The sequence below is a fragment of the Pectobacterium aroidearum genome (assembly GCF_041228105.1).
Classification (GTDB): Bacteria; Pseudomonadota; Gammaproteobacteria; order Enterobacterales; family Enterobacteriaceae; genus Pectobacterium; species Pectobacterium aroidearum.
The window spans coordinates 334,335-359,559 of the sequence record NZ_CP166097.1 but is presented as its reverse complement, the minus strand read 5'-3'; the positions used below and the strand labels follow the sequence as shown (position 1 = coordinate 359,559).

General features: G+C 52.2%; 18 protein-coding genes. 3 read left to right on the top strand and 15 right to left on the bottom strand.

All coding sequences use genetic code 11. The annotated features are described in order from the left end of the window. Positions 1-22 precede the first annotated feature (22 nt). From glgP to glgB, 5 genes are all read right to left on the bottom strand, one after another. On the bottom strand, positions 23-2,470 hold the full coding sequence (gene glgP / locus AB8809_RS01545; RefSeq protein ID WP_015842029.1) for a glycogen phosphorylase: 2,448 nt from the start codon (positions 2,468-2,470) through the stop codon (positions 23-25). Between the two features lie 75 nt (positions 2,471-2,545). After that, positions 2,546-3,985, bottom strand: coding sequence for a glycogen synthase GlgA (glgA, locus tag AB8809_RS01540; RefSeq protein ID WP_181830481.1), 1,440 nt, complete (start codon positions 3,983-3,985; stop codon positions 2,546-2,548). Between the two features lie 28 nt (positions 3,986-4,013). Then, on the bottom strand, positions 4,014-5,291 hold the full coding sequence (glgC, locus tag AB8809_RS01535; RefSeq protein WP_015842031.1) for a glucose-1-phosphate adenylyltransferase: 1,278 nt from the start codon (positions 5,289-5,291) through the stop codon (positions 4,014-4,016). 35 nt (positions 5,292-5,326) lie between these two features. Beyond that, entirely contained in the window at positions 5,327-7,303 is a 1,977-nt protein-coding gene (gene glgX, locus AB8809_RS01530) for a glycogen debranching protein GlgX (protein WP_349856642.1), read from the bottom strand. Next, on the bottom strand, positions 7,304-9,481 hold the full coding sequence (gene glgB, locus AB8809_RS01525) for a 1,4-alpha-glucan branching enzyme (RefSeq protein ID WP_015842033.1): 2,178 nt from the start codon (positions 9,479-9,481) through the stop codon (positions 7,304-7,306). Positions 9,482-9,851: 370 nt separating this feature from the next. Between glgB and AB8809_RS01520 the strand changes: the two genes are divergently transcribed. Continuing rightward, positions 9,852-11,570 (top strand): sensor histidine kinase, encoded by a 1,719-nt coding sequence (locus AB8809_RS01520; RefSeq protein WP_015842034.1) that lies wholly within the window; start codon positions 9,852-9,854, stop codon positions 11,568-11,570. A gap of 91 nt (positions 11,571-11,661) precedes the next feature. Here the strand turns inward: AB8809_RS01520 and AB8809_RS01515 are convergent, their stop codons facing one another. After that, positions 11,662-12,147 carry a GNAT family N-acetyltransferase gene (locus tag AB8809_RS01515; RefSeq protein WP_015842035.1) on the bottom strand — a complete coding sequence of 162 codons (486 nt, stop codon included), beginning with the start codon at positions 12,145-12,147 and terminating at the stop codon, positions 11,662-11,664. Positions 12,148-12,252: 105 nt separating this feature from the next. Continuing rightward, positions 12,253-13,356, bottom strand: coding sequence for an aspartate-semialdehyde dehydrogenase (asd, locus tag AB8809_RS01510; protein WP_180779341.1), 1,104 nt, complete (start codon positions 13,354-13,356; stop codon positions 12,253-12,255). Between the two features lie 296 nt (positions 13,357-13,652). On the opposite strand from asd, the gene AB8809_RS01505 reads away from it, so the two are divergent. Beyond that, a complete protein-coding gene (locus AB8809_RS01505; protein WP_015842037.1) occupies positions 13,653-14,246 on the top strand; it encodes a YhgN family NAAT transporter in 594 nt (197 codons plus the stop codon). Between the two features lie 375 nt (positions 14,247-14,621). Here the strand turns inward: AB8809_RS01505 and AB8809_RS01500 are convergent, their stop codons facing one another. Continuing rightward, complete coding sequence (locus AB8809_RS01500; protein ID WP_349856643.1) at positions 14,622-15,998, bottom strand: GntP family permease; 1,377 nt, start codon at positions 15,996-15,998, stop codon at positions 14,622-14,624. A gap of 158 nt (positions 15,999-16,156) precedes the next feature. Here AB8809_RS01500 and AB8809_RS01495 point away from each other — a divergent pair, with 158 nt between their 5' ends. Beyond that, positions 16,157-16,669, top strand: coding sequence for a gluconokinase (locus tag AB8809_RS01495; protein WP_015842039.1), 513 nt, complete (start codon positions 16,157-16,159; stop codon positions 16,667-16,669). A 9-nt stretch (positions 16,670-16,678) separates the two neighbouring features. On the opposite strand, the gene gntR is transcribed toward AB8809_RS01495, so the two are convergent. From gntR to AB8809_RS01460, 7 genes are all read right to left on the bottom strand, one after another. Further along, positions 16,679-17,674: a gluconate operon transcriptional repressor GntR gene (gntR, locus tag AB8809_RS01490; protein ID WP_349856686.1), complete on the bottom strand. Its 996-nt coding sequence runs from the start codon at positions 17,672-17,674 to the stop codon at positions 16,679-16,681. 165 nt (positions 17,675-17,839) lie between these two features. Then, positions 17,840-18,535, bottom strand: a complete 696-nt coding sequence (locus AB8809_RS01485; protein ID WP_349856644.1) for a pirin family protein — start codon at positions 18,533-18,535, stop codon at positions 17,840-17,842. 168 nt (positions 18,536-18,703) lie between these two features. Further along, positions 18,704-20,371, bottom strand: a complete 1,668-nt coding sequence (locus tag AB8809_RS01480) for an alginate lyase family protein (RefSeq protein WP_349856645.1) — start codon at positions 20,369-20,371, stop codon at positions 18,704-18,706. 41 nt (positions 20,372-20,412) lie between these two features. After that, positions 20,413-22,287, bottom strand: coding sequence for a heparinase II/III family protein (locus tag AB8809_RS01475; protein ID WP_349856646.1), 1,875 nt, complete (start codon positions 22,285-22,287; stop codon positions 20,413-20,415). 342 nt (positions 22,288-22,629) lie between these two features. Further along, a complete protein-coding gene (locus AB8809_RS01470; protein WP_349856647.1) occupies positions 22,630-23,454 on the bottom strand; it encodes a Cof-type HAD-IIB family hydrolase in 825 nt (274 codons plus the stop codon). Between the two features lie 109 nt (positions 23,455-23,563). Continuing rightward, positions 23,564-24,421, bottom strand: a complete 858-nt coding sequence (locus tag AB8809_RS01465) for a PTS system mannose/fructose/sorbose family transporter subunit IID (protein ID WP_015842045.1) — start codon at positions 24,419-24,421, stop codon at positions 23,564-23,566. Then, complete coding sequence (locus tag AB8809_RS01460) at positions 24,414-25,217, bottom strand: PTS sugar transporter subunit IIC (RefSeq protein WP_180779345.1); 804 nt, start codon at positions 25,215-25,217, stop codon at positions 24,414-24,416. Before AB8809_RS01460 ends, AB8809_RS01465 begins: the two co-directional genes overlap by 8 nt. Positions 25,218-25,225 lie beyond the last annotated feature (8 nt).

The following is a 25,225-nucleotide window of genomic DNA, read 5'->3' as shown; positions in this document are numbered from 1 at the left end:
TTTTCATATCACCAACGTGCAATCACAACCGTATCGGTTTGATATCCCAGATATCTTCTGCATATTCACCGATGGTGCGGTCAGACGAGAAATAACCCATATTGGCAATATTCTTGACGGCACAGCGCGCCCATTCGTCCTTGTTCTCATACAGCTCATCCACCCGATCCTGCGTATCCACATAGCTGCGATAGTCTGCCAGTAGCTGATAGTAATCGCCAAAATTCACCAGTGAATCAAACAGATCGCTGTAACGTCGGCTGTCATCAGGGCTGAAGACGCCCGTGGTAATTTGCGTCAGCACGCGGCGCAGCTCTTCATCCTGATCGTAATATTGCCGTGGGTTGTAGCCACTCTGGCGCAGCGCTTCGACCTGCTCCGCCGTGTTGCCGAAGATAAACATATTTTCTTCGCCAATATGCTCCAGCATTTCGACATTCGCCCCATCTAGCGTACCGATCGTCAGCGCGCCGTTCAGGGCAAATTTCATATTGCTGGTCCCGGAGGCTTCCGTCCCCGCCAGCGAGATCTGCTCAGAGAGATCGGCTGCTGGGATGATCAACTGTGCCAGGCTCACGCTGTAGTTCGGGATGAAGACCACTTTCAGCCGATCGTGCAATGCCGGATCGTTGTTGATCACCTTCGCGACGTCGTTGATCAGGTTGATAATGTGCTTCGCCATGTAATAGGCCGATGCCGCCTTGCCCGCAAAGATGGCGACGCGCGGCACACGCGCAACTTCTGGATCGTCTTTAATGCGGTTATAGAGCGTGATGATGTGCAATACATTCAGCAGTTGCCGTTTGTATTCGTGAATACGCTTAATCTGCACATCGAACAGCGACTCGGGGTTAACCACAATATTCAGGTTTTCCGCCATATAGGTCGCTAAGCGCACTTTGTTCTTCAGCTTCACCTTACGGATTTTCTGCACAAACGCCGGATAATCGATGTGCTGTTTCAGTTCGCTCAACTGGCTCAGGTCGGTGCGCCAGGTCTGCCCTATCGTGTCGTCCAACAGTTTAGAGAGCGATGGGTTAGCCAGCGCCAGCCAGCGCCGTGGCGTCACCCCATTGGTTTTATTGCAGAAACGATTAGGGAAGAGGCGAGCAAAATCGGCAAACAGAGACTGTACCATCAGATCCGAGTGCAGCTCCGATACACCGTTGACCTTATGGCTGGCGACCACGGCCAACCACGCCATGCGGACTTTACGTCCGTTGTTTTCATCAATGATGGAAACCCGCGCCAGCAGATCGTTGTCATCCGGGGCTTCTTTCTGGACGTATTCCAGAAAATGTTCGTTAATTTCGAAAATCAATTGCAGGTGACGTGGCAGGATTTTACCCAGCATATCAACTGGCCAGGTTTCCAGCGCTTCCTGCATCAGCGTATGGTTGGTATAGGAGAAGACTTTCCTCACCACCGTCCACGCCTCTATCCATTTAAATTTGTGCTCATCGATCAGCAGGCGCATCAACTCAGGGATAGCCAGCACCGGGTGAGTATCGTTCAGGTGAATAGCGAACTTCTCTGCCAGATTGGCGTAAGTCTTATGCATCATCCAATGACGGTTCAGAATGTCCTGCACCGTGGCGGAAACCAGGAAGTATTCCTGACGCAGGCGCAGCTCGCGGCCTGAATAGGTGGAATCATCGGGATACAGCACGCGCGACACGTTTTCCGAGTGGTTTTTATCTTCTACCGCCGCAAAATAGTCGCCCTGATTGAATTTACCCAGATTGATTTCATTACTGGCCTGCGCGCCCCACAAACGCAGGGTATTGGTAGCGTCCGTATCAAAACCGGGAATGATTTGGTCGTAAGCGCACGCGATAACTTCTTCCGTTTCCAGCCAGCGCATTTTGCTGCCTTCCTGCTGGATTCGGCCGCCGAAACGTACTTTATAGCGCGTGCTATGGCGCGGGAATTCCCACGCGTTGCCGTATTCCAGCCAGTAGTCCGGTGATTCCGCCTGCTTGCCGTTAACAATGTTCTGTTTGAACATGCCGTATTCGTAGCGAATGCCGTAGCCGCGCCCAGGCAGGGCCATCGTCGCCAGCGAATCCAGAAAACAGGCCGCCAAACGTCCCAGACCACCGTTTCCTAAGCCTGGGTCATTTTCTTCCTCTAGCAGATCGTCCAGCTCCAGCCCCATGCCATCCAGCGCCGCTTTCAGATCGTCATACAATCCCATCGCCAGCAGCGCGTTCGACAGCGTCCGCCCCAGCAAAAATTCCATCGACAGGTAATACACCTGCCGCACATCCTGCGAAAGCTGTGCGCGGTTCGAGCGCAGCCAGCGTTCCACCATCCGGTCACGCACGGCCAGCAGCGTGGCGTTCAGCCAGTCATGTTTATTCGCAATCGAGGGATCTTTCCCCACGGTAAACATGAGTTTGTAAGCAATAGAGTGTTTCAGCGCTTCCACACTGAGCGTTGGCGAAGTATAGATAAACGGAGAGTTCATAATATTCATTCCCAAGTGAGTGTTATCATACCCTGTCGTTTTCAGGTTGCATGCGGATGACGCGCAACGGGAAAACTAGTGGGTATACAAGCGTTGATAGAGCGCACCATAAGCCTGAGCAGCAACCTGCCAACCAAAGTCCATCGCCATCGCCTGACGCTGCACATAGCGCCATAGCGTAGGCCGAGACCACAGCACAAACACACGACGAATCGCGCGGGATAGCGATCCCACGCTGCAATCGTTAAAGACAAACCCGCTTGCCAGCCCATCCGCCAGATTCTCCAGCGAGCAGTCTGATACCGTATCCGCCAGCCCGCCGGTGCGGCGCACCAGCGGCAACGTGCCATATTTCAAGCCATAGAGCTGCGTTAACCCACAAGGCTCAAACCGGCTGGGCACCATGATGACATCCGCACCGCCAATAATGCGGTGCGAGAAGGCCTCGTGATAACCAATCTGTACCCCAACCTGACCGTGATATTCAGCCGCCGCCGCCAGAAAGCCCTCCTGCAAATCGGCATCTCCTGCGCCCAGTACCACCACTTGCCCGCCCTGTTCCAGCAGATCCGGTATCGCGCTTAGCGCAATATCGAGCCCTTTCTGGCTGGTCAGACGGCTGACGATGGCAAAAACCGGCACCTTGTCGTCAACCTTCAAGCCCATTGCCGTTTGCAGACGCCGTTTATTTTCGGCCTTGTTAGCCAACGTATCGCGGCTGTAATGGCTAGCGAGTAAAGGATCGTGCGCTGGATTCCAAATCATCTCGTCTACGCCATTGAGGATTCCGGACAGTCGTCCTTCCTCTTCACGCGACTTCAGTAAACCTTCCATACCGTAACCATACGCTGGCAGCGTAATCTCATGCGCGTAGGTCGGGCTCACGGTCGTAATATGGTCAGCGTAGTACAATCCCGCTTTGAGGTAGGAAATCTGGCCGTAAAACTCCAGCCCGTATACCTGAAAGAACTCGCTCGGCAGGTGGAGATCCGGCATATGCCGGGCATCAAACAGCCCCTGATAGGCAAGGTTGTGAACGGTAAAGATCGATTTCGCCGGACGGTTACGCGCCGCCAGATAGGCGCAGGTCAGCCCCGCGTGCCAGTCATGGGCATGCACGATATCGGGCCGCCAATAGTGGTCCAGACCGCACGCCATTTCGCATCCCATCCACCCCAGCAGCGCGAATCGCAGATAGTTATCGGCATAGGCGTAAAGCGCCGGATCGTGGTAAGGGCTGCCCGCGCGTTCATACAGTTCGGGCACATCAATCAAATAAATACCGACGCCGTTAAAATGGCCGAACAGCAGCGTGACGTGTCCGGCGAAGGTATCCAGCTCACGCACAACCTGTAGGTTGGCGATGCCTTTTTTCAGATCGGGGAAAGCAGGCAGGATGACGCGGACATCCATCCCCGCCGCAATCTGCGCGCCGGGCAACGCACCAGCCACATCCGCCAGTCCACCCGTTTTCAACAGTGGAAAGAGCTCTGAACAAACATGTAAGACCCGCATTATTACTCCCGTTTTGTTCCGATGGTGTTTACAGCTTTTCCAACATCGATCGCGTGACCAGCACGATCCCCTCTTCCGAACGGTAAAAACGGCGGCTATCCTCTTCCGCGTTTTCACCAATCACCATGCCTTCCGGCAAATTGCAGGCGCGATCGATCACGCAACGGCGTAAACGGCAGGAGCGCCCCACGTTGACATCCGGCAGAATCACCGTCGAATCGATACTGCAAAATGAATTAACCCGCACGCGCGGGAACAGCACCGAATGCGTGACGACAGAGCCGGAGACGATACAGCCCCCCGATACCAGCGAGTTCATCGTCATGCCATGGCTGCCGGAGCGATCCTGAACAAATTTGGCTGGCGGCAGCGATTCAATCGCGGAACGAATCGGCCAGTGCCGATCGTAGACATCCAGTTCCGGCGTGACGGACGCTAGATCGAGATTAGCGCGCCAGTAGGCTTCCAGCGTGCCGACATCCCGCCAATACTGATTTTCATCTTCACCCGACGTGACGCACGACAGGGTAAAAGGATGTGCCCAGGCCAAACGCTGCGAGACGATCTTCGGGATCAGGTCCTGCCCAAAGTCGTGGTTAGAGTCCGGCGTGTTGTGATCCGCATCCAGTAGCTGATAAAGATAGTCCGCATTAAAAACATAGATCCCCATGCTCGCGAGCGCCATGTCGGGGTTATCCGGCATCGGCGTCGGGTTATCCGGTTTTTCGGCAAAATCGAGGATGCGGTGCTGTTTGTCCACGCTCATGACGCCAAAGGCGCTGGCTTCTTCCAGCGGCACGGGCAGGCATGCCACGGTGCATTCCGCACCTTTCTCTACGTGATCGATGAGCATACGTGAGTAGTCCATCTTGTAGATGTGATCGCCCGCGAGGATCACCACATACTCCGCACGGTAGCGCCGAATGATATCGAGATTCTGGCAAACCGCGTCTGCCGTTCCCCGATACCAGTGATCGGTAGCGTTACGCTGCTGCGCGGGAAGCAAATCGACAAACTCGTTCATTTCAGCATTCAGAAATGACCAGCCGCGCTGAATATGCTGCACCAGCGTATGCGACTGATATTGCGTAATGACGCCAATACGGCGGATGCCGGAATTCAGGCAGTTAGAGAGCGCGAAATCAATAATGCGAAATTTGCCGCCAAAGTGGACGGCGGGCTTGGCACGCAGCGCCGTCAGCCCTTTCAGCCGCGTTCCACGGCCTCCGGCTAAAATTAATGCCACGGATTTAAGAGGGAGCTGTCTTGCCAACATCAGAGGGTCATGCTTGTCGTTATTCACCATGGCTATCTCCTGATTATTCTTTTAATGGCTTGCGCTTAGGCGATCTGTTTTATCAAGACACATACCGCCTGCGCTTGTCCGTGCCAGATTCCGCCCTCGGGCGGGTTCGTCTCATCAAACGGCGGTGAAACCTGCCAGTGGCCTTCTGGCAACATGAACTCACCGGCGTGTAGGCTGGCGTTAAACAGCACAAGCCAACGACCAGACAGTAAAATCTGTAGCTGATGCTCCCCTTGTTCCCACTGCTGCGGCGTCAACAGCTGGCCTTCTCTGTTGAGCCATTGCACTGCACCGTCCCCTTCTTGCCACCACGTCTCCTGCTGTAATGCCGGGATCGTGCGGCGCAGTTGGATCAATCCGGCGACAAACTCGCGCAGTGCACTATTTGCGTTTTCCCAATGCAGCCAGGTCAATTCGTTATCCTGACAGTAGGCATTGTTGTTACCCTGCTGGCTGTGCCCCAGCTCATCGCCCGCCAGCAGCATTGGCGAGCCCTGCGACAGAATCAGCGTCGTCAGCAGCGCCTTCTGGCTCGCCAGCCGACGCTGTAGGATGTCGTCGTCCGCTTCCAGCCCTTCCGTACCGTGGTTATTGCTGAAGTTACTGTCGGTACCGTCGCGGTTACCCTCGCCGTTGGCGTCGTTGTGCTTGTGGTTGAAACTCACCAGATCGCGCAGCGTAAAGCCGTCATGGGCCGTCAGTTTGTTGATAGAGGCGAAAGGCAGGCGGTCGTGCTGCTGGAAAATATCGCTGGAGGCGGCAAAGCGGCGAGCGAACGCGCCGAGGGAAATGTCGCCATGCAGCCAAAAACGGCGCATATCGTCACGGTAGCGGTCGCTCCACTCCGCGAACGGCGTCGGGAACTGACCTAACTGATAACCGCCATGTCCGATGTCCCACGGTTCGGCAATCAGCTTGCAGCCCTGTAAGCGGCTATCGTTTTTCATGGCGGACAACAGCGGCGCAGCGGCGGTAAAATCCGGAGTTCGCCCCAGCACCGTTGCCAGATCGAAACGGAAGCCATCAACGTGGCAGACCTCGCGCCAGAAGCGCAGACAGTCCATCACCCAATCAATGACCGCCGGATGGTTCAGCCGCAACACATTGCCGCAGCCGGTCCAGTTATGGTATTCACCGTTTTCACCCAGCCAGTAATAACTGCGGTTATCGATGCCGCGCTGGCACAGCGTGGGGCCCTCAACATCCAGTTCGGCGCTATGGTTAAACACCACATCCAGAATGACCTCGATTCCCGCACGATGCAGCGCTTTCACCGCATCTCGGAATTCATTCAGCGCGTCATCACCCGCAGCCAAACTGTTATCCACGGCGAAAGGCAGCAGTACGTTATAGCCCCAGTAATTACGCAACCCCAGTTGCTGAAGCCGTGGCTCATCGGCATGCTGCTGCACCGGAAGCAGTTCCAGCGCCGTCACGCCCAGCGACGTCAGATAGTCAATCATCACCGGGTGGCCCAGCGCCGCATAGCTACCGCGAATATCTTCAGGAATATCAGGGTGCAGTTGCGTCAATCCACGAACGTGTGCCTCATAAATCACCGTCTGATGCCAGAGCGTGTACGGATGCTGGTCATCCTGCCAATCGTAATCCTCTGCCGTGACTACGCATTTCGCCATGATGTCAGCGCTATCGCGTTCATCCCGCTGGTCAATGCCGCCTTGCAGGCAATCGTCATCCACCACCCAGCCGTCAAGCTGACGGGCACACGGATCTAACAGCAGCTTATGTGGGTTGAAGCGCAAGCCTTGTGACGGCTCGAACGGCCCATCGACCCGGAAACCATAGCGTAGCCCCGGCTGCGCAGCAGGAAGGTAGCCGTGCCAGATATCGCCGCTGCGCGCGGTCAGTTCGAGCCGCTGCTCCTGCTGGCGTTCATCAAATATGCACAGCTCGACCCGCTCGGCATCCGCTGAAAACAGCGCGAAATTCACGCCCTGTCCGTCAAAACTGGCTCCCAGCGGCGTCGGCTTGCCCGTCTGCAATTCTGCCATTTACGCCTCCTTCACCAGATACAGCGTAGCAAGCGGCGGAATAGTCAGAACAAGAGAGTGCTGGCGCTGATGGCTGCCCCATTCCTCACTATAAATCGTCCCAACATTGCCCAAATCGCTACCGTTGTAGTGAACAGAATCGGTGTTGATGACTTCTCGCCAGCCGCCGGGCTGGTTAATGCCAATCCGATAGCCATAACGTGGCACCGGCGTAAAGTTACTGACCACCAGCACTTCGTTGCCCTGCTCATCACGCCGGACAAAGGCAAAAACTGAATTTTCCCGATCGTCCACCACCAGCCATTCAAAACCCTGCGGCTGAAAATCTAACTGATACAGCGACGGCTGCTGGCGATAGTAATGGTTGAGATCGCGTACCAGCGTTTGCACGCCACGGTGCCAACCTTCCGGTTCATCCAGCAGATGCCAGTCCAGACTGGCGTCATGGTTCCATTCACGCCCCTGCGCAAATTCGCCCCCCATAAACAGCAGTTTCTTACCGGGATAGGCCCACATAAAACCGTAATAGGCGCGTAAATTGGCAAATTTTTGCCAGACATCGCCGGGCATGCGATCCAGCAGCGAACGTTTGCCATGTACCACTTCATCGTGAGACAGCGGCAGCACGAAGTTCTCGCTGTAGGCGTACAACATGCCGAATGTCAGCAAATCGTGATGATATTTGCGGTGAACCGGATCGTGCTGCATATAGGCCAGCGTGTCGTGCATCCAGCCCATATTCCATTTGTAGTGAAACCCTAACCCGTTGCAATCCGGCGGCAGCGTGACACCCGGATAATCGGTCGACTCTTCAGCCAGCGTGATCGCTGCCGGTGCGGCATGGCCCAGCATGTGATTGGTGTAGCGCAGAAACGCAATCGCCTCGAGGTTCTCTTTACCGCCGTAATGGTTCGGCACCCACTCGCCTTCGCTGCGGCTGTAGTCGCGGTAAATCATGGAAGCCACGGCGTCTACCCGCAGCCCGTCGATGCCATATCGCTCCATCCAGAACAGCGCGTTGCCCGCCAGATAGTTACGCACCTCATGGCGACCATAGTTATAAATCAGCGTGTTCCAGTCCTGATGATAGCCTTCACGCGGATCGGCGTATTCATACAGCGCAGTGCCGTCAAACTGTGCCAAACCGTATTCGTCACCGGGAAAATGTCCGGGAACCCAGTCCAGTAAGACGTTAATGCCCGCATCATGGAGTGCATCAACAAACGCCCTGAACTCCTGCGCGGTGCCGAAACGGCGCGTTGGCGCATAGAGCCCCAGCGGTTGATAGCCCCAGCTACCATCGAACGGGTGTTCGTTAATCGGCATCAGCTCCACATGCGTGAAACCCATGTACTGCACATAATCAATCAGTTGCTTCGCCAATTCCTGATAGCTCAGCCAGAAATTGTTATCCGTATGCCGCCGCCAGGAACCGAGGTGAACTTCATAAATGGAGATAGGCGAACGCAGGCCATTCGCCTCACGCCGGGCATCGCTGGTTGGGACTTTCTCAGGCAACGGCGTAATTAGCGAGGCGGTATCCGGGCGCATCTGCGCTTCAAACGCATACGGATCGGCCTTCAACCGGATGCTGCCGTGGCTATCGATCATTTCATATTTGTAGAGCTGCCCCGCTTTTACATCGGGAAGAAACAGCTCCCAAATGCCATTCTCCCTACGCAACCGCATCGGGTGCCTGCGACCATCCCAGAAGTTGAACTGCCCCACTACCGAAACGCGCTGAGCATTGGGTGCCCACACGGCAAAACGCGTACCTTCAACCCCGTCCAGCGTTTCCAGATGGGCACCCAGCCGCTCGTAAGGCCGCAGATGGGTGCCTTCGGCCAGCAGCCAAATATCCATATCCTGCAACAGCGGGCCAAAGCGGTAAGGATCTTCAATCACCCAGGTTTCTTCACGCCAGGTCACGGCCAATTGATAACGGAAAGCGTTTTTCCGGCGCGGCACCAGACCACAAAAAAAACCGCGTTCGTCTATACGTTCCAGCTCAACGATTTTTCGTCCATTGCTGGCATCAACCACCCAAGCGGCCTGCGCATCCGGCAGCAGAGCCCGAACCTCAAGGCCTTCAGAAGAATGATGCATACCTAACAGCGAAAACGGATCGGCATAATGCCCGGAAATAAGTGAATTAATCGCATCAGAAAACGCTGACATGGTATCCATCCTCTGATTAACCATTTGAATTAAATAAATAAGTAATATAAAAACGCATTACGCTGCGCTTATATTCTCCCGTTACCTATTTTTAACAAAAATCCAATAAAAATAACGGGTTATTAGCTTGCTAATGAATAACGGCGACGTGTAAAAATAATGAATAGTATGAAAGAGTTCTTGAACCACGCCCCCTAATTCAGCGTAGTCAAAGAACGGAGAAATAACCGAGAACCGATCAAATTTTTCCGTTTATATTTATATGAATAAGTTATGACACGGGATAATTAGCATCTTTTGTTTAAAGATCGATTCGTCCGCGGGCAAAAAGCAGTACAATTTGGCGATTGTGTATGTTGAGACCCCGCCCATGGTTAGCCAGATTGATCTCATTCTTTCCCTGTTACAGCAGATGTGTGTTTATCTGGTTATCGCCTATCTGCTCAGCAAGACACCGCTGTTCATCCCGCTAATGCAGGTCACCATTCGCCTGCCACACAAGCTGGTGTGCTATCTGGTTTTTTCCGTGTTTTGCATTATGGGAACCTACTTCGGCCTGCATATAGACGATTCGATTGCCAATACCCGTGCGACCGGTGCCGTGCTCGGGGGCATGCTGGGCGGCCCTTCCGTTGGCTTTCTCGTCGGGTTAACGGGCGGATTACACCGCTATTCAATGGGAGGCATGACCGCGCTGGCCTGTATGCTGTCGACCATCGCCGAAGGCCTGCTCGGCGGGTTACTGCATCGCTATCTGGCACGCCGTAATCGTATCGATCTCCTGTTTCAGCCCCTCGTCGTCGGGCTGACCGCACTGGTTGCAGAATGTTTGCAAATGGCGATTATTCTGCTGGTCGCCCGTCCATTTGATAACGCCGCAGAGCTGGTGAGGGACATTGCGCTACCGATGATGATCACCAATACCATCGGTTCCGCCATGTTTATGCGCATCCTGCTCGACAGACGCGCCATTTTTGAAAAATACACCTCTGCATTTTCCGCCAAGGCGCTGCAAATCGCCGCCCGCGCCGAAGGGGCGCTACGTCAGGGGTTTAATCCACAAAACAGTATGCGCGTTGCCCGTATTTTGTATGAAGAGCTGGGTGTCGGTGCCGTGGCGATTACCGATCGCGATAAACTGCTGGCCTTCATCGGGCTAGGCGACGATCACCACAATGTCGGCGCGCCCATTACGTCATCACACACGCGCCGGGCGATAGACAACAATCAGGTGGTGTACGCCGACGGCAACGAGGTGTCCTACACCTGTTCGGTGTCATCACACTGCAAACTCGGGTCCACGCTGGTAATCCCGCTGCGTGGCGAAGATCAGCGCGTTGTCGGCACGATCAAGCTTTATGAGCCCAAAAACAAGCTATTTTCCAGCATTAACCGTACGCTGGGAGAAGGGATCGCCCACCTGCTTTCCGCACAGATTCTGACAGGTCGTTTTGAACAGCAGAAACAGCTGCTGGCGCAATCGGAAATCAAGCTACTGCACGCGCAGGTCAACCCGCATTTTCTGTTCAACGCGCTGAATACGCTGTCCGCCGTGATACGGCGCAACCCGGATCACGCTCGCCAACTGGTGCTGTCTCTGTCGACGTTTTTCCGTAAAAACCTCAAGCGCAGCAACGATGAAGTGTCGCTCAATGACGAGCTGGAGCACGTTAACGCCTATCTCGAAATCGAAAAAGCACGCTTTGCCGATCACCTGACGGTAGACATTTCGCTGCCGGAGGCGCTGCGTGAAGCACGATTACCCGCATTTTCTCTGCAACCGATTGTCGAAAATGCGATTAAGCACGGTATCTCACAGATGATTGAAAGTGGACACATCCACATCAGCGGACGCTTGCACGCCAACACGCTGGAACTGTCAGTAGAAGATAATGCGGGCACCTATCAGCCCCGCAGCGGTGGCGATGGATTAGGCATGAATTTGGTCGACCGCCGTATCAAAGCACGCTACGGCAACCGCTACGGCATCACGGTAGTCAGCGAAGCGGATAAATTCACCCGAGTCGAAGTGCGCGTCCCGCTGATTTCAGCGCGTAAGGCATTGGAACAGATGGATAGTGTGGCGTGATGGGGTGGATAAACAGATCAGGTGCCAGAATAAGATCAGGCAAATGAAAACTACCTGAGAGCAGGAGAGCACGCTCGGCCTGACGGGAAACTCAAGCCTGATGCATCTTCGATTGATAGATATCGGGACGCGTAATCGCCCAGACATAGTTTTCTTTGTTAACCGGAGAATACCCTGCTTTTTCATAGAGCCATGGCGCTGTGGATGTCACAAGCATAATACGCCGCAGTCGTTTAAGTACCGGATGGTCAAGGCAGCATTCCATTAACCAGCTTCCCAACTTTTGCTGCTGATATTCTTCCAGCACATAAACATCACAGAGATAACCAAAAGTCGCAAAATCCGTCACGACACGCGCGAATCCAATCTGCTTATCGTCAGTAAATAAACCGAAATTAAGGCTGTTAGTGATAGATTCCTGAACAGTGTCGATATCAATGCCTTCAGCCCAACTTGAACGCGTTAAATAACAATGTATGGCATGAATATCCAGTAGATCATTATTCGTCGTAACAACAAATTTCTGATTTTCCCATGTTAATACACGTGAGATATCCTTTTCACTGTCAGTACTCATTCGTTTACTTTCTCGATGTCATCTGAGTAGGGAACAGGCGCAACACCAACCGATGTTGCGCCAGAGAAGCAGGAGAACTATAGCAAGATAGCTATATCAAGATAACTACAGCAGGATGCGCAGCATACGGCGCAGCGGTTCAGCGGCTCCCCACAGCAGCTGATCGCCGACCGTGAAGGCGGACAGGTATTCCGGCCCCATGTTCAGCTTACGCAGACGACCCACTGGCGTGGAGAGCGTGCCGGTTACCGCAGCAGGCGTCAGTTCACGCATGGTGATGTCGCGATCGTTCGGTACCACTTTCACCCAGTCGTTGTGAGTTGCCAGCAGTTGTTCGATTTCCGGCAGCGCCACATCTTTCTTCAGTTTGATGGTGAACGCCTGGCTGTGGCAGCGCAGTGCGCCGACGCGCACGCAGAGACCGTCGACAGGAATGACGCTGCTGGTACCCAGAATCTTGTTGGTTTCCGCCTGGCCTTTCCACTCTTCACGGCTCTGGCCGTTATCCAGCTGTTTGTCGATCCACGGAATCAGGCTACCCGCCAACGGCACACCGAAGTTATCAGTCGGCAGCGAACCGCTACGGGTCAGCGCTGTCACTTTACGTTCGATATCCAGAATCGCAGACGCCGGATCCTGTAGCTCTTTCGCCACTTCACCGTGCAGCGCGCCCATTTGGGTCAGCAGCTCACGCATGTGACGCGCACCGCCGCCAGAAGCAGCCTGATACGTCGCGGCAGAAACCCACTCCACCAGATTGTTAGCAAACAGACCGCCCAATGACATCAGCATCAGGCTAACGGTACAGTTGCCGCCAGCAAAGGTTTTGATGCCTTTATCCAGCCCCTGCTGAATCACCCCGTGGTTAACCGGATCCAGAATAATAATCGCGTCATCTTTCATACGCAGCGAGGAGGCGGCATCGATCCAATAACCCTGCCAGCCACTTTCACGCAGCTTTGGGTAGACTTCATTGGTATAATCGCCGCCCTGACAGGTAATGATGATGTCCAGCGCGCGCAGTGCTTCGATATTATAAGCATCCTGCAACACGCCTTGATGACCACCTAACGCCGGAGCTGCTTCGCCGTGCTGAGACGTTGAAAAGAATACCGGGTGAATCACATCAAAGTCGCGTTCTTCCACCATGCGCTGCATGAGAACCGAGCCGACCATACCGCGCCAGCCAATAAAACCAACATTTTTCATGGTAACTGTCCTGCTTTGGGGGTAACAAAAAGAATTCTGGCTAACGTCGATAGCGCTTGGTGAGTGCTGACTCAGTGAGCTGCCGAAGAGGTCGCGCGCGTCCTGTCGTAAACCTGTAAATTATCGTGTCGTTCAACCTTACAAAATGTACATAAAGTCGCAAGTGAATTTATTCGATAGCACGGCATTTTTCAGCAGTCATTCTAATATCATTGCCTTGGCGCAAGATAATAATGTAGAGCAGCCCATAAAGAGGGCCCAGGTCAGGAAACAAGGTTTCGGGAGTAAAAACCAACATGACAGAAATGATCTCCGCAACGGTGCTGCTGTTGCTCATTATGGATCCACTCGGCAACCTGCCGATTTTTATGTCCGTGCTCAAGCATCTCGATCCCAAACGCCGACGCGTGGTGTTGATCCGTGAAATGCTGATCGCCCTCGGGCTGATGCTGATTTTCCTGTTCGCGGGTGAGCGTATTCTGGCGTTCCTGAATCTGCGTACCGAAACCGTCTCCATTTCCGGCGGTATCGTGCTGTTTCTTATCGCGATTCGTATGATTTTCCCTTCACAAGAAGGCAACAGCAGCGGTCTGCCAGCCGGTGAAGAACCGTTTCTGGTGCCAATGGCGATTCCACTGGTGGCGGGACCGTCGATCCTTGCGGCACTGATGCTGCTGTCCCACCAGTATCCTAATCAGCTTCCTCATCTGACGCTGGCGCTGTTTATCGCCTGGAGTATCTCCTTCATCATCCTGCTGATGTCGGATGTGTTCTTGCGTTTGCTGGGTGAAAAAGGCGTGAGCGCGCTGGAGAAATTGATGGGATTGATTCTGGTAATGCTGTCGACGCAGATGTTCCTCGACGGCGTGCGCGCTTATATGAAGTTATAGCCGCATCGCTACCCCTCAGTGTCTCATACATAAATGCGCAAATTATTATGGGGGTCGACGTTATCCGGCGTAAAAATTATGCAGCGGTGGACATGACCACCGAGTGAGCGGCATGGACGCCGCGAAAGGCTGTGCCGCGCCGGGAGCGCGTCACAGTCGGCTCGAAAAGTGGTCATGAACGCCGATGGCACCGCGTAGCGGCATAATTTAGCCAGAAGCCAGGGGGCATGGGGCGAGCGGCGTTTGAGCCGCCCCATGTCGGGCGCGTGCTATGAAGTAGCATGAAAATAACGACATTATCGCGCACGAAACCGTTTCTTAGTCGGCATAAAAATGTGACTAAAAGCCCCCTCTGCAAGGAGGGGGCTAAACATATCAGAGCAAAATACTGCCTATTACCGCAATCAGGAACGCGATAGTCCCGAGCAACGTTTCCATTACCGTCCAGGTTTTCAGGGTCGTTTTCTCATCCATCTCAAGGAAACGACTCACCAGCCAGAAGCCAGAATCGTTCACATGCGACAGAACGGTCGCACCACCCGCAATTGCTACCACAATAAAGCACAGGTCAAACTGACTTAAGCCTGTGGTCGCCGCCACGGTGGGTGCCATCAGCGCCGCCGTCGTCGTCAGCGCCACCGTCGCCGACCCCTGCGCCACACGCAGTGCCGCAGACACGACAAATGCAGCAACAATCACTGGCATCCCCGTATCAGCCAGTGCGCCAGCCAAAGCATTACCAATCCCGCTGGCACGTAGCACGCCACCGAACATGCCGCCCGCGCCAGTTACCAGGATAATCGAACAAATCGGCCCTAGCGCCCCATCACAGATTTTTTCAAGGTGTGAGCGGCTCTTATCACCACTAAAGACTATCAGCGCAAAAAACACCGTGATCAATAATGCAACCGGCGTTTTTCCTAACATACGCAGGAACTGCACCAGTCCACTATCACCGCTGACAATACCCATTACCGTTAACGTATTGAGTCCGGTATCGAGAAAAATCAGCACCAGTGGCAGCAGCAGGATACTCAGCACCACGGAAAAACGCGGTGGTTTAACGCTCGTATCCGTTTCAACCGCAGACAAGAAGCTCGAAGGCAGCTTGATATCGAATTTTTTACCTGCGTATAACCCATAGAGATAACCGCCGAAATACCAGGTGGGTAACGCAATAAGGCCACCGATAATCACTAACAGGCCAATATTGGCACCCAGCAATTCACTGGCCGCAACCGGACCGGGATGTGGCGGCACTAACGCGTGCATAGCAGCAAAAGCACCCGCAGCGGGGAAGGCATATTTTAATGTCGAACCACCAAAGCGTTTTGCTACGCTGAAAATAATCGGCAGCATGACAACCAAACCCGCATCAAAGAAGATCGGGAAGCCAAAGAGCAGTGAAGCAATACCGAGCGCAAAGGGTGCTCGCTGTTCACCGAACTTGTTGATCAGCGTATCAGCCAACACCTTCGCGCCACCGGTGACTTCCAGCAAACGGCCAATCATTGCTCCCAAACCAACCAGCAGAGCAACAGAAGCCAGCGTACTACCGAAGCCACTGAGCAACGTGGGGACAATCTTCTCGTATGGAGTTTTCGTCACCAGAGCAGTGACCAAACTTACCAGTGTCAAAGCCAGAAAAGCATGCACTTTAAAGCGCATAATCAACACCAGTAACAGTGCGACTGCGCCTGCGGCGATGGTTAATAGCACACTGGCGCTATAGGCGGATGTTATTTCTGTCATCGTTAATCATCTCTCTTAGACACCGGGCCAGAATTGGCTGATTGTTTGTGAGGTGTATCACATCATCATTTGATACCGGTAACATGATACGGGTAACATGTTAAAGTCTGGAACCATTAAGTATCATTTAATTTACAGTTTGAGATAGAGATCAAATTATGTCAGGTCGAAGCATTATTCTGATGGGCGTATCAGGCAGTGGAAAATCCTCAGTTGGCGCTGAACTTGGCCGCGCCATTCAGGCAAAATTTATTGATGGCGACGATCTGCATCCGCGCGCGAATATCCAGAAAATGGCCAGCGGCACGCCACTGAACGATGACGACCGTGCACCGTGGCTGGAGCGGCTTAGCGATGTCGCTTACAGCCTGGCACACAAAAACGAGACCGGCATCATCGTCTGTTCCGCGCTGAAAAAGCGTTACCGCGACCGCCTGCGCGAAGGGAACGAAAAGATGGTGTTTATCTATTTGAAAGGCAGCTTTGAGCTAGTGCTCGAGCGTCACAAAGCCAGAGCAGGCCACTTCATGCCAACGGATCTGCTGAAAAGTCAGTTCGATGCGCTGGAAGAACCGGGCAGCGATGAACCGGATGTCCTGAAGGTCGATATTGACGGCACACGGGAAGAAGTCGTACAGCGCTGCGTTGAGGCACTGCGTGCAGCAGGCTAACGCAGCGGTTTAAAGGCTTTCACCGTCCAGCACGGTAAAACCGACATCGACCATGCCCTGAGCAACTGGCTCGCCCCGCAGACGAGCCAGTAAACGCTCGGTGCCGACACGCCCCATGTGCTCACGCGGTGTCAGTACGCTCGCCAGCTTAGGCACCATCGCCTGACCAATATCGTGCCCGTGGAAACCCGCTACACCGATATCTTCCGGCACGCGCAATCCCTGGCGCTGGCATTCAAACATCGCGCCGACGGCTAAGTCGTCGTTGGTACAAAATACGCTATCGACCTGCGGGTATTCCGTCTGTGTCTGCCGCAGCAGCTCACCACCGAGCGAATAGGAAGACGCCCGCTCGCTCATCACGCAGTAACTTTTGAGATCGCTTTCCCACATCGCCTGCTCGTAGCCCCGGCAGCGCATAATCGTACGCTCATCCTGCCGCGCCCCGAGATAGACGATATGACGATGCCCCAACGCGACCATACGCAGCGTCATCTGACGCCCGGCTTCAACGTTATCAAACCCAACGGCCATATCCAGACAGGGTGAGACGGAATCCATCAGTTCCACGACTGGAATGCCGGCGACGTCCAGCATCTGGCGCGTTCGCGGCGTGTGGGTACGTTCGGCCAGAATAAGCCCATCGATGTGATACGACAGCAGTGAGGTCAGGCGCTGTTCTTCTTTGTCAGGATGATAGCCATAGTGCGCCAACATGGTCTGGTAACCGTGCGCTTCCGCCGTACGCTCAATCCCACGTAATACCTCGGCAAAAACCTGATTGGTTAATGACGGCAGCAGCACCCCAATCGCCCGGCTGGTGGAGCTGGCGAGCATATTCGGCGCGAGATTGGGAATATAGCCCAGCTCATCCAATGCAATAGCGATCTTTTCCTGCAACGCGGCTGACACCTGCGCAGGGTTACGCAAATAGCGGCTTACCGTCATTTTGGTAATCCCAACGCGGTCAGCAACGTCCTGGAGAACGGGTCTTTTCTTCTTCATCATCGACTAAAAATGCCTGAAAAACAGTAGGCTAAGTCTAGCAAAAAAAACGTAAAGAAAGTAAAGGCAAAGGGGCAGAATCTGAAGGGTAACATGCGGCTTTTAAGAGCATAATAAGCCCGCGTCCATTCCTACGCGGGCTTATGTTTCACATCTTCGCCGTCGTTATACTGGCGGCAAATCAAACAGCAGAATTTCACTGTCTTCGCTGGCGTGTACAGAAATCGCCGTTTCGTCCCAGACTGCGAACGCATCGCTAGCTTCCGCTTTCTGGCCGTTAATCTCTACCGTACCACGCACCACCTGAACCCAGACGCGACGGTCAGCCTGAATCTGATACACCGATTGCTCCTGCGCTTTCAGCGCCCAGCGCCACAGCGTCATATCCTGAAAGACTTTCAGCGAGCCTTCACGCGCATCCGGTGACAGCACTAACTGGCGTCCTTGTTGCACATCAAAGCGTTTCTGCTCGTAGCGCGGCGTCAGCCCGGTTTTTTCCGGGATAATCCAGATTTGGTACAGATGCAGCGGTTCGTCCTTGCTGGCATTGTATTCAGAGTGACGAATACCGGTACCCGCACTCATAATCTGGAATTCGCCTGCTGGCACCTGCTCTTTATTTCCCATGCTGTCCTGATGCTCAACGGCACCGGATAAAACATAGGTCAGAATTTCCATATCTTTGTGCGGATGTGTGCCAAAGCCCTGCCCGCCTTCGATAACGTCTTCATTAATGACGCGCAGTGCCGAAAATCCCATGAAATCAGGATCGTAATAATCGGCAAAGGAGAACGTGTGCCAGCTGTCGAGCCAGCCGTGATTCGCATGTCCGCGATCTTGCGCTTGACGTAAATAGATCATGTTATTTCCTCCCGCGTTTTTGATAAGGAAAGTGTAACGGGCGGTGGCAAATAAGATAGCGCAAAAAACTCACCGCTCTGTTCGAAAAATCAGAACAGGATGACGCATTGAGAAATAAGCATTGAGAAATGACGGAACCAGAGATAACTCCAGTTCCGTGTTCGGTTATTACTTAACAACACCTAACGCTGTTGGATCGGGATATAACATCATCCACCGGCCATTATCATTGCTAACGCCCGTTCCAGTCGCTGAAATTTGATAGGTATCAGAATCCATAATCAGGAAACGCTTATTCGATACGGACAATAACGTTCCATTACCATTGCCAGAATCGGTATAAATAAAGGATTCGCTGTCGGTCACGTTGTTGGCAGATGCAACTAAACGACCATCCGAGGTGGCAGAAATATATTTCCCTGTCTGTATCGAACGGAAAGCGAATTTGTTTTGATTAAGATAAACCGCCTGAATCCCACTATTTACCGACGGATTGACCCCATTTACGGTAATTGGCGCGGACTCACCCGTGACGGCAGCCAGCGTTCCCGTGTTATCGTTATTCCGAGATTTGCTGACGGACTGCAACACAATATACATATTGTCGGATGAAGAAGAATCTGTCGCATTGATTAATCCTTCATAGGAAGGATGATCAAAATAAAACTTACCTATCGGCATACGACTGATAACTTCTTTCGTGTAAGGCAGTTGAGTTTCAGACACACCGGCTGCGGTGAATAAGCTGAAAATGCCACGATATATTGGCCTGAATTCGCCACGAAATGCAGAAGAGATGGTCAGACCGGGGATCCATGCGCGCCCTTTTCCCATATCCGCAAGCGTATAACCTTTACCAGGAATCGGCGTATAGGGCACCGTATATCCCAGATTATATTTCGCGGTGTATTCCGCCGCCTTAACCAGTGGATAGCTATTATTCGGGTAGCTCACCATATCTGCCCCGCTTGTATGATACTGGCGCTGGTTATAACCAATCTGCGCCGCCATCACCAATAAGCCTAATCCCCCTTGCGCATGCGCCTGATCGCGGCCACTCTCCTGCAATTGGCCATTCTCATTTTGTACATAATGGATAACCGAACCATTGCCCTCGCCCTGTTTAAAATACGTTACAGCGCTATTATATAATTCAGAATCGTTCAGCCAGACCCCTAAACTCAGGTGAAATAGCGTGTCGGCCGCATCCCAATTACCATTCGCCCAACCGCCATTGACCTGACCATAGGTGCTGGTCAATGGGTAAAATACGTTGGTCATCATTTTACTAAACTGCGCAATATCAGCCGACGACCAGCCGCTGCCGGTATAGCGTAATATCTCAGCCGCATTAAGCAATTTATAGCCATACAGGCTGGCGGCAAGCTGTGCGTCGTTGCCCTTAATTGCCGTCAATGTCGTTGACCAGCCATTCAGAATTTTTATCGCCGCATTCGCATAGGCGGGATTTTTTGTCATCGCCCATTCAATTGCGAGGGACAATGCGGCTGAAGCACTATTCTGTAGCTCGCCATTTCCCGCACTGCCATTTGTGGGATCGTTTCGGTATACCACCGCTTTTGGCGTGACTGAATACGTGGCGCTTGCCAAATAGTGAGATTGCAGCAGTTGCCAATCCGTATACCAAGGCTCCTGCTTATTATTAACCCCTGCCTTCATCCGCTCCAAATCCGCTTGCGTATAAAGCATACCCGGATGCAGGAAGGCTTTATCATTGACGGCCGCGTGTCCTACTCTGAGTACGCTTAGAAACAGACTCAAAAATATAATTATTAAGAAAAAAACACCTTTTTTCTTACTCAAACAGATATCCATACACAGTTTCCTTTTTATTGATTAACAACAGATTACAGAGATCATGGCGTAATAGTGACATTGATTCTGTAATCAGATTTTGCAGGTATTTCCTTTTGTACTGCCAACATGGATGTCCCCACGTTGTCCTTTTGTCGGTTATCGGCAGGTTTTGTCGATAGAACACGAAATTCCGCAGAATCATCATCTTTTATCACGTTGATCGTCCTACCCTCTTTGGTCAACAATGCCGTATTGCCCTTGATAGTGATCTCGGCAGTTGTCACCATTGCCCAACGGTATATTTTGGGGTTGTAGGTTCCTTGTATTGCATCACTTATTGTTATGGCTTTTCCATCTAACTGATATTCTCTGAGTATATTTTCCGCGACATGAGGATAGGCTCGTGTTAATTCAAGCCTTGCCGTTGATTGCTTTTCATCCCAAATGAGTGTCGCCACGCCATTAGGATCCTGATTGTCACCATCAAAGGTGAGCGTGTTATGGCTTAAGGCAGATACGCGGAAATACGATGGACGCACGGCATTATCAAAATAACCGGGGAGATTATAATAGTCTTTGCCTAAATCATTAGCCCAGCGGACACCATCATATTCCAGAACAAAAGAGCCAAGATCCTGATGGGCATGATTCGCTTTATTGTCACCAGACTTAATACCTAACCAGACATTTCCCCCATCTGAAAATTGCTTCTTATAAATAAAAAGCGCTGATGGTCCATGAAACAGAAAGTTATCTTGTGTCGTTGCACCACTGACGCTCACGGCTTGTGGATACCACAGCGCAAATAGTGGCAAAAAGCGATCGAACTCTCCCCACACCTTCCCTGCTGCTGAGCGCGCTAGCGCTTTCTGCATCTGTCCTCTGGCAGCATTAATAATGAGATCTTGTTTATAGCGATTGCCGAACCAGGCATAAACGGGGGTATAACCCTGATCTTCTACCGCATCACCGTAGTTGAAACCATCACCAGAGAAACCTTCAATAGCAAAACGATACCAGGGTGTTTTTTCCAGAACGGTATCTGACGATAAACCATAATCCTGACCAAACGCGCTTCTCAGCATCTCCTGCGCAATAATGCGATAGGTCATACCGTAGCTCCAATAAATGGGGCCTTCTGCACTCGCGCCATCTGGTTTATAGGCATCCAGCCCCATCTTCAGCGAGGGGATAATATTGTTGAGCAGCGTCCGTGTCCGTTCGGGATAATGTTCCGCGGTAGCAAGAACTGCTGCAAGCACCCCGCCGTTGCAGACTTCATTCCAATTGGTCGCCCACCACGGAAACCCCAGGCTGGGCGCGGCGGGATCCTTGTCAGCGTAAGCTTTTAATCCCCAATTAATTCCCTTCTCAAGTAGTGCCTCCCGAATTTGCTTCTCTTCTTCGGCGGAGAACTGGTCGTAAAGCCAGTCATAGCCGATAGCCACCGCAAACATCATTTCTCCAGCATCAAGAAAACGGGATTGCGCATTCCAGTCAGGAAAGTCAGATACGGCAAGCACGGTTTCTTTCGCTTTTCTAGCGAAACGAGCATCTCCGGTGATTTTCCAGGAAAATGCATTATCCAGGATAATCTTTATAGCCTTCCGCGATGTATCCAGTAATGAAGGTGATGCATCGTTCCCAGTCAATTTATAATGAATAACCGGCTCATTAAGGCTTCCTTCAGCTCTTCTAATTACCTCATCAACCAGCTTTTTCATCTCTTCATCGCTTTTAACCTGCTCTTGGATAATTTTTATATCCTCGCCAGTCATCAATAATCTTGGATGATCTTTTTTTAAATTTTTAACGACAGTATCGCGAGTAAATATATTGATAGCGTTAAATTCATGAGCGTCAGGAACAGCAGCCAGCACGGAGGGAGTGATGAAAATGGTAGTCATCATTATAGCCAGAGAGATTCTATTCATGATTCGTCTATTTTCCTGTTTATTTTATTATCTAACAGGAATAAGCAAGGGATATGCCAAGAGGTAAATAACTTTTATTTTCAAAAGATTAAAATAATGTGTTCAAGAAGAAACACATTCATTATTAGTGTCTACGGCAACCCAGACGCTAGGCGAGACTCGGATCACACAACATGTAGAAAATAGAGGTATGTGTATCAATTAACTCCTTTCACATACTTTTTTCCCCACATTTAAAGCACCTCTTTATTGTCGATACGGTACTACTTATCGATAAGGTACTACTTATCGATAACGTACTAATTATCTATAAGGTACAACGTGGTGAGCGCAGGCTCGCGATCAACACGAGTCCCCGGTCAGGGTAAGGTAGCGTTGAAGCGCAACGGCTACGCCTTCTTTGTCATTATTTGTCGTTACCCAGTCTGCCATGGCTTTAATCTTTGGCACTGCATTCCCCATCGCGATCCCTGTACCGGCGAACGCTAACATTTCTCTATCATTCTCCTCATCGCCGATTGCCAGAATAGCCGCGGGGGGAATCGCGAGATAGTGGGCCAGCGTCTGGCAGGCAGTGCCTTTGTTAACGCCCCGCTGCATGACTTCAAAATAGTTAGGTTCGCTGCGCACAAAATAATAACGACGAGAAAGCGACGGAGGGATACGCCCAGCCAGTGAATCTATCGTGGTTCGTCCCTCAACAAACATCATTTTTGGCGTCTGTCGTCGGGAATGGGTTTCCCAATCTGGCGGAAGGATAACCACCGGCATACGGCAATACCGCAAGGCACCCGCATCAGAGAGAACAGGCCTGCTGGCAACCAACTGCTGCCCATCGATTTGGTAGCATTCCAGATTCAGACTGCGGCCAAAATGCGTCAACGTCAGAATATCGTCATGATCCAGAACGCGGACGCTAATCATGGCAGATTTTTCCTGACTCCAGATCAGCGCACCGTTGCAGGCGATAGCCCAGCAGCGAGAACCGACTAGCCCTAGCTGATCCATGATTTGCAATACGCTGGGCAGCGTCCGGCCAGAAACCAGCGCCACATGGATGCCCTTTTCCAGAGCCTCTTGTAATATTCTGCATGTCGCTGGCGTCACTGCTTTTTGTGACGTCAGCAACGTGCCATCCAGATCGATAGCCAGCAATTTAAATTCCATTGCCCTTCCTGCTCATTATCGTTTCTGAAGCGAGCGAAAGCGTCAGACATCAACGCTAACGCTCCACCAAAGAATAAGGCTCCCCTCCCTCACATGAGGGAGGATGCATTTAGATGATGCCAATACCTGCTGCGGCAAAGCCTAATACAATTAACAGGATAAGCACCCGATTAGGGCTGACCTTCTTCTTGAGAAGCTTGAAACACCCTAATACCAGCAGCAGTGGAATGAGGCCAACGCATATCTTGTCGAGAATGTCCTGCAACACGAAGGGCTGTCCGGCGATGGTGGTGTTATAGGTCGTGGTAAATTTCACCATACTGGCACTCATCGCACCGACCATCATCAAGCCCATAATCGACGAGGCTTTGGTAATACAGCCCAACAGGCCCGACTGGGTCGCTTCCGCAATGTATTTCGACCCTAGCCGATACCCCATCACCCCACCATAGTAACGAACCAGATAACTTGGAATGTTATAGATCAGCAGGAAAAGCAAAGGACCCAGCGGGTTTCCCTGAGAGGCTAACCCGATAGCAATCCCCGTCGCGATGATACGTAACACACCGTAGAAGAAAGAGTCACCCACCCCCGCAAACGGCCCCATCAGGGCAACTTTGATGCCGTTAATACTGGATTGATCAAAGTCGGGATTGTTGGCGTTTTCTTTTTCCATCGACAGCGTTAGCCCCATAATGAAAGGAGATAAATGCTGATTGGAGTTAAAAAACTGGCTGTTACGCTTTAGCGCGTCCAGATAACGGTGCGGGTCTGGGTAGATCTTTTTCAGCATCGGCGCCAGCGCCCAGCCATAACTCAGCCCTTGCATACGCGTAAAATTCATCGATCCCAGCAGTTGGAACTGGCGGAAGAACAGCTGGCGAAACAGCTTTTTCTCACTCTTGTTATCACTGTATGCACTGGCATTGTTTGTTTCGCTGACGTGCCTGGTTTGGATATCAGTCATTGAAGAACCCATCCTTATCGTCTACAGAAGCCGTCGGAGCAGTGGCAGCATTCTGTTTGTTGGCTTTGAGCTGGTTGAACTCGTTAAAACACAGGTAAACGGCGACAGAGGCAGCAATAATCGCGATCCCCATGATGGGCAGTTTTAAGTAAGCGGCCATCGCAAAACCGATAAAGAAGAAAGCCGCGATATTACGGTTCCACAACGCCTGAAGAAGAATGGCAAAACCTAAAGCGGGTAAAATCCCTCCGACGGCGGTCATGCCACGCATCACCGTGCCAGGAATGCTTTCTACCAGGCTGCGAATGACGTCCGTCCCATACAGCACCCCAAAGAATGCGATCACCGCAAACGGTACGCCGTAGAACAGCGTCATCCCTAGCGTCATCCCAAGTGCAGCGCGATCTTTGCCCTCTTCAAGCAGCGCATCGTATTTCTCGACCAGACCGGTATAAACCAGCTTCTCGACCTGATAGACAAAGACCGCCAATAAACTAATCGGCAATGCCAGCGCGACGGCAACGGCGGGTTCGGCTTTCGTTAAAATAGTAAAAGCCGTAGCCAGTACCGAGCCGACCGCAAGGTCAGCGGGCACAGAGCCGCCGATAGTGATAGTGCCGAGGAAAATGAGTTCCAGCGTCGCACCAATGATGATGCCCTGCTGGAAATCCCCCAGAACAAACCCAACCATCGCGCCACAAATCAGCGGGCGTTCAATCAGTGGCTGCCCTAGCGTGTGGTCGGCAAACTTGGCGATATACATCACCAATGCAATAAGAAGTGCTGTTGTTAACATGGTGACCT